The organism is Streptomyces sp. WAC04114, assembly GCF_019733245.1.
GTDB classification, from domain to species: Bacteria; Actinomycetota; Actinomycetes; order Streptomycetales; family Streptomycetaceae; genus Streptomyces; species Streptomyces massasporeus_A.
The window spans coordinates 1-6,025 of record NZ_JAIGQA010000283.1 but is presented as its reverse complement, the minus strand read 5'-3'; the positions used below and the strand labels follow the sequence as shown (position 1 = coordinate 6,025).

The following is a 6,025-nucleotide window of genomic DNA, read 5'->3' as shown; positions in this document are numbered from 1 at the left end:
CGCCATCGCCGCCTCACCCGCCCCGGCCGCACCCGAACCCACCGGGCACCACCTCTTCGCCGCCATGGACCGCGCCGTCCACCGCGGCCCCGGCTTCACCGTGAACATCGCCATGGCCAGCGACCGCATCGCCCACTACGAGTGCGGCAACGGCGAGAACCCCCGCGGCTGGCACACCGGCGCGGGCATGGTCAGCTGGTGGGCCGAGGGCACCGGCGACCAGTACACGGACTGGTTCTGGCCGACCGTCGACTGGTATCGCCTGCCCGGCACCACCGTCTCCACCAAGCGGCTCGCCGACCGCGAGGGCGGCGAGTGGGGCACGGCCCGCCCGGACGCGCGCTGGGTCGGCGGCACCACCGACGGCACCTACGCGGCCCTCGGCCAGCACCTCAAGGGCCTCGGCTCCACCCTCGAAGCCCGCAAGTCCTGGTTCTGCGTCGAGGATGCGGTGATCTGCGTGGGTGCGGGGATCACCTGCTCCGACGGCGTCCCGGTCGAGACGATCGTCGACAACCGCAACCTCGGCCCATCCGGCACCCAGCGCTTCGTCAAAGGCCCGCACTGGGCCCACCTCGACGGCCACGGCGGCTGGGTCCTGCCCGGCCGGGAGCCCAAGGCGCTGCGTGAGGACCGCACCGGCGCCTGGTCCGACATCAACACCGGCAGCAGACCCGAGCGGCGCACCCGCAGCTGGCAGACCCTCTGGCTCGACCACGGCACCGACCCCGAGGACGCCACGTACACCTACGTCCTCATGCCCGGGGCGTCCCGCCATGCCGTCGCGCGCCGCGCCGCCGACCGCCACTGGATGTCGGTCCTCGCCAACGACGCCGGCCGCCAGGCGGTCACCGTGCCCTCCCTCGGCTGCACGGCCGCCATTTTCTGGCGGGCGGGGACGGCGGGCCCGCTCTCCGCCTCCGGCGGCGCGAGCGTGCTGGTCGTCCGCCGGGGCCGTACCGCTACCCTCTGCGTGAGCGAGCCGCCCCGTACGGGTGAACCGCTGGAGATCGTCTGGGAGCACCCGGTCCGCCGGGTCGACCGGGCGGACGAAACGGTCGAGGTGCTCTCCACAGGCCGCCGACTGCGCGTGCGTGTCACCCCGGGGAAGGTATGTGCCTCCCACGTCTGTGAGGTGACTCTCGCCTGACCTCTTTGTGCGACCCCTACAAGCGACACGCCCCCTGAGCAGTCGGAAAGGCTCAACCGCGCCACGGTTCTGTTCAGGGGTACCAGGAAAACACGCCGGAGACTGTGAGGAGTCGACGGCCCGCATTCCTCGGTCGGCTTCGTAAGGTCACTACATGACCGTTTTGGATGAGGCGCCGGGTGAGCCGACCGACGCGCGCGGACGCGTGGCCGAACTGCACGAGATCCGTGCGCAGGCGATGGCGGGACCGAGCGAGAAGGCGACCGAGGCGCAGCACGCCAAGGGCAAGCTGACCGCGCGGGAGCGCATCGAACTCCTCCTCGACCCGGACTCCTTCCGGGAGGTCGAGCAGCTGCGCCGGCACCGGGCGACCGGCTTCGGCCTGGACGCCAAGAAGCCGTACACCGACGGTGTGATCACCGGCTGGGGCACGGTGGAGGGCCGCACGGTCTTCGTCTACGCCCACGACTTCCGCATCTTCGGCGGCGCCCTGGGCGAGGCCCACGCCACGAAGATCCACAAGATCATGGACATGGCCATCGCGGCCGGTGCCCCGCTGGTGTCGCTCAACGACGGCGCCGGCGCGCGCATCCAGGAGGGCGTCTCGGCCCTCGCCGGCTACGGCGGCATCTTCCAGCGCAACACCAGGGCCTCGGGTGTGATCCCGCAGATCTCGGTGATGCTCGGCCCGTGCGCCGGCGGCGCGGCCTACAGCCCCGCCCTCACCGACTTCGTCTTCATGGTCCGCGAGACCTCGCAGATGTTCATCACCGGCCCCGACGTCGTCAAGGCGGTCACCGGCGAGGAGATCACGCAGAACGGCCTGGGCGGCGCCGACGTCCACGCCGAGACGTCCGGTGTCTGCCACTTCGCCTACGACGACGAAGAGACCTGCATCGCCGAGGTCCGCTACCTCCTGTCGCTGCTCCCGCAGAACAACCGCGAGAACCCGCCCCGCAGCGAGTCCTCGGACGCGGCCGACCGGCGCTCGGACGTCCTGCTGGACCTGGTCCCGGCGGACGGCAACCGGCCCTACGACATGGCCAAGGTCATCGAGGAGATCGTCGACGACGGCGAGTACCTCGAGGTCCACGAGCGCTGGGCCCGCAACATCATCTGCGCGCTGGGCCGGATGGACGGCCAGGTCGTCGGCATCGTCGCCAACCAGCCGCAGGCGCTCGCCGGTGTCCTGGACATCGAGGCCTCCGAAAAGGCGGCCCGCTTCGTTCAGATGTGCGATGCGTTCAACATCCCGATCATCACTCTTCTGGACGTCCCCGGCTTCCTCCCGGGCGTCGACCAGGAGCACGGTGGCATCATCCGCCACGGCGCGAAGCTCCTCTACGCCTACTGCAACGCGACCGTGCCGAGGATCTCCCTGATCCTGCGGAAGGCCTACGGAGGTGCGTACATCGTCATGGACAGCCAGTCCATCGGTGCCGACCTCACCTACGCCTGGCCGACCAACGAGATCGCGGTCATGGGCGCGGAGGGTGCGGCCAACGTCATCTTCCGCCGTCAGATCGCCGAGGCCGAGGACCCCGAGGCCATGCGGGCCCGCATGGTCAAGGAGTACAAGTCCGAGCTGATGCACCCCTACTACGCGGCCGAGCGCGGCCTGGTCGACGACGTCATCGACCCCGCCGAGACGCGCGAGGTGCTCATCAAGTCCCTCGCCATGCTCCAGACCAAGCACGCGGACCTGCCGTCCCGCAAGCACGGCAACCCGCCGCAGTAACCCTGCGGACATCTTCCTCACGGAGACTGACACCCATGGAATCCCCTGACATCCGCGTCGAGAAGGGCCACGCCGAGCCCGAGGAAGTCGCCGCCATCACGGCCATCCTCCTGGCCCGCGCAGCCGCCCGCCCCACGGACCCGACCCCGGCCCACCGCGGCCGCATCAAGGCGGGCTGGCGCCGCCTGGAACGCGAGCCGGGCTTCAGGGCCCCGCACAGCTGGCGCTGACCTCTTTCACGCCCTGACGGCCCCGCCCTCCTCCGGGAGGGCGGGGCCGTGGTGTGCGGTCAGCGGATGGTGACGTTCACGTGGGGAAATAGGCGTCGGCGTCGAAGTATCCCCACGCCTCGATGAGCGCCTCGACCACCGCCTCCCGCGTGTCCTCCGCGTACCGCACCAACAACCCCAGCGCCTCACCCCCACCGATCAGCGCCACCGTCCGCACCGTCTGCGCAGCAGCCTTCTCCGTCAGCTCGCCCAAAGACCGCGGCAGCCTCCGCAGCAGGCTCGCCCCCACCGCCGCCAGCGCCGGCGGATCCGTCGGACGGCGTGCGGGCAGGAGACGGGACACGGCATCTCCAGCCGCCCCGCCAAGCTGTCGGGGATCACCGGCAGGGTCTCCTGGCACGACGCGGCCAGCAGCCGCAGCACCCGCGCATACCGGGGCTCCCGATCCGCACGGTCCAGGATCCCGCCCAGCAGTTCCTGCCGCTGACGCGCGTTCGCATGGCCCGCCGCCATGATGACGGTCTCCCGCCACAGATCCAGATGCGCCCGCTCGACGAGGTTGCCCATCCGGTCCTCCTCGGCCGCCTCCGACGAGGCGAGGTACTCCTGGAAGGTGCGGTGCACGAAGTCCAGGCGGGCCTCGGCGGGGGAGCGGAGGATGCCGGACCGGTGGCGCAACTGGTCCAGGACCTGTCCGCCCTCCATGCCGTCCAGGTGCCGCATCGCCCGCAGCTTCGCGCCGACGTGCACGGCGGCCTGCTCCACCGAGATCTCACTGCGGTTGTTGTCCGACAGCCGCCAGGCCAGATCCCGCAGGATGACGAGCTTGTCGCTGAGGCTCAGCTTGCTGTCCACCGCGCTCGGCACGTTCCGGTCGGCATCCCGGTCGTGGACCAGCGTGTGCAGCGCGTTCCGGTACAACTCCATCCGGTCGCGCGGCAGTTGACGACCCCGGTTGAGATGCATGGCGCAGAGCATCGCGGCCAGCAGGGGAGTGCCCGCCAGCGACTGCAGGTGCGGGCGGTCCTTCAGACTCGTCAGCAGGGACTGCTCGTACAGGGGGAGGTCGTCCACGGGACACGGCAGGTCCTCGCCCAGCTCCCGTACCGCCTGGTGCCACTGCCGTACGAAGGCCGCCAGGTCCGGCGGGCTCATGCGGTCCAGGTGCATCGCGGTGAAGTCCTCCCCCCGCAGCCAGTCCGCGCCGGCCGCCGCCGGCGGGAGGTGACCACCACGCGGACCCCCTCGTACACCACCAGGAGCTTGCGCAGCCAGTCCCGGACCGCCCGGCGCTCCCGGTCGAGAAGCTCGTCCACGCCGTCGATCAGCAGCAGGGCCCGGCCCGAGTCGAGCTGCCGCTCCACCCAGCCCTTCGGCATGATGCCGGTGAGGGGCCCGGCGACCCCGTCGAGCATCGCGTCGGGCGCCGGAGGGGTGCGGCCGCTGTACTCCCGCAGCTTGACCAGGACGGGCGTCAGGCCGTTCCAGTCGGCCAGCTCCCCGGAGAAGGCACCCCGCGCGGCCGTCACCGCCAGCCAGCGCAGCAGGGTCGTCTTGCCCGAACCCGCCTCGCCGCGCAGCAGCACCCGCGAGGCACCGCTGAGCCCGGTCTCGACCCGCACCCCGGAGCTCTCGCCCCCGGTCTCCTCCCAGTCGCTCATGTCGGGCCGCAGCCGCGACACGGAGCGGACGGTCCGGCGCCGGGACCCGTCGTCCCCGGTGGCCCGCAGGCTCACGTACGCCACCGACAACCGCACCCGCGGCCCCGCCGCCCGGTCCGACGTACGCCGGAACAGCTCCACCTCGTCCAGGTCCCGGCTGATCAGCTCCAGGTACCGGCGCCGGAACGCCGTGTCCCGGTCCGTGCCCTCCGGCGCGAGCGGGGAGCGGTCCGGAAGCCGCTCCAGGAGCCGGGCCACCTCGGTGCCGAGCGTCGCCGTCCGGGCCAGGAGTTCGGCCGCCGCCCGCTCCTCGAAGACGGGCAGGCTCCGCACGATCCGTACGTAGTACTCGACGCACTCGGCGAAGAGCATCTCGTACAGCCGGGTCTCCGCCTCACTCAGCCCCACCGGGGCGGGTACCGAGCCGGTGAGGCGCCGGATCAGCTCCGCCGGATGGGCGTCCGCCGCGAACACGGCCTCGTCCGACAGGTCCGCCCGCGCGAACGTGTCGCACACCGCGTCGATCACGGCCTGCCGTCCGGCCTGGTCCAGCCCGCGGAACTCGTGCTCCAGATACGGCTCCAGCCGGTCGAACACCGCGTCCGTGATCTGCCCGAACTGCCGCTCCACGCTCCGCTGGAGCCGTAGCCCCGGTACCCGCAGCCGCACCAGCTCCGTCAGCGACAGCTGCCGCTCCTGCCGGCGCCGTCTGCCGCCCAGCCAGATGCCGGCCGCCGTCTTCGCCACGGTCGTGCCCAGCCGTAACGCCGCTGCCTCCGCGCTCACCGCGCTCCCTCCCCGGAAAACACTGCGGCCCCCACTCCTCCCACAGGAGGAACGGGGGCCGCAAGGCGCACGGGGTGATTACCGCAGGCGCGCCATCAGAGCGTGCTCCACCAGCGTGATCAACGCCGACTTCGCGTCGGCCCGGTGGCGGGCGTCGGTCGTGATGATCGGCGTGTCCGGACCGATCTGGAGCGCCTCGCGCACCTCGTCCGGCGTGTACGGCTGCTGACCGTCGAAGCCGTTGAGCGCGATGACGAACGGCAGCCCGCTGTTCTCGAAGTAGTCGACGGCGGGGAAGCAGTCGGCGAGCCTCCTCGTGTCGACCAGCACGATCGCGCCGATGGCGCCGCGCACCAGGTCGTCCCACATGAACCAGAAGCGGTCCTGACCGGGCGTACCGAAGAGGTACAGGATCAGGTCCTGGTCCAGGGTGATTCGGCCGAAGTCCATGGCCACCGTG

At 71.4% G+C, this 6,025-nt stretch carries 4 protein-coding genes and 1 pseudogene; 3 read left to right on the top strand and 2 right to left on the bottom strand.

Annotated features, from left to right (window positions below; all coding sequences use genetic code 11):
- From K4G64_RS37770 to K4G64_RS37760, 3 genes are all read left to right on the top strand, one after another.
- Positions 1-1,150: polysaccharide lyase family 8 super-sandwich domain-containing protein (locus tag K4G64_RS37770; RefSeq protein ID WP_260461526.1), on the top strand; the 1,150-nt coding region annotated here is incomplete at its 5' end.
- Between the two features lie 154 nt (positions 1,151-1,304).
- Positions 1,305-2,888 (top strand): acyl-CoA carboxylase subunit beta, encoded by a 1,584-nt coding sequence (locus tag K4G64_RS37765; protein ID WP_221760385.1) that lies wholly within the window; start codon positions 1,305-1,307, stop codon positions 2,886-2,888.
- A gap of 35 nt (positions 2,889-2,923) precedes the next feature.
- The gene (locus K4G64_RS37760; protein WP_030851540.1) at positions 2,924-3,118 is read left to right on the top strand and encodes an acyl-CoA carboxylase subunit epsilon; all 195 of its coding nucleotides are present in this window, start codon (positions 2,924-2,926) and stop codon (positions 3,116-3,118) included.
- 88 nt (positions 3,119-3,206) lie between these two features.
- Here K4G64_RS37760 and K4G64_RS41230 read toward each other — a convergent pair.
- Positions 3,207-5,565, bottom strand: a pseudogene (locus tag K4G64_RS41230) (NACHT domain-containing NTPase); the annotation flags it as partial.
- A gap of 78 nt (positions 5,566-5,643) precedes the next feature.
- Positions 5,644-6,025: ATP/GTP-binding protein (locus K4G64_RS37750; protein WP_221760384.1), on the bottom strand; the 382-nt coding region annotated here is incomplete at its 5' end.